The sequence below is a fragment of the Poseidonocella sp. HB161398 genome (assembly GCF_005870025.1).
In the GTDB taxonomy this organism is placed as follows: Bacteria; Pseudomonadota; Alphaproteobacteria; order Rhodobacterales; family Rhodobacteraceae; genus Mangrovicoccus.
Window position 1 is genome coordinate 1 of sequence record NZ_VATA01000293.1, and the last position, 531, is coordinate 531.

Consider the following 531-nt stretch of genomic DNA (forward strand, 5'->3'; position numbering starts at 1 on the left):
CGGCTGAGGCAATCCGGCGCCAGCAGGCCGAGGCCGCCGAACTGGCCGAGCTGCGCTGCGGGAACCGTCGGCTCAAGGAAGAGGTGGAGGTGATGCGGAAGGCTTCCGCGCCAGTCGGGTCACTCGAACCGGTGGCGTGACCGACCGGCTTCGCGCCGTGGGCGGCGAAGCCGTGAAGGACAAGCTTGCCTTCATCGCTGCCCACGTCACCGACCACCCCATTCGCCCCATGTGCCGGATGCTCTAGGTCAGCACGAGCTGGTTCCACGCCTGGCGCGCCGCCCCGTAAAGGGCGGCGCGCCAGGCTGCCAGCGAGCGGCTCCTGCCCATGATCCGGGAAATCTTCGAGACGAGCCACCGGCGTTACGGCGCACCTCGGATTCATGCCGAGCTTCGCGACCGGGGTATCCGAGTAGCCAGGAAGACGGTCGCCAAACTAATGAAAGATAACGGAGTTCATCCGCCACGACGTGGCCACGGCGTCCCCCGCACGACAGATAGCCGGCACAATCTGGGCATTGCGCCAAACCT

General features: G+C 66.7%; 1 protein-coding gene. It reads left to right on the top strand.

The features are described 5' to 3' along the window. Positions 1–322: 322 nt before the first annotated feature. The coding region (locus FGX59_RS40045; protein ID WP_370296526.1) for an IS3 family transposase at positions 323–531 on the top strand (209 nt) is incomplete at its 3' end.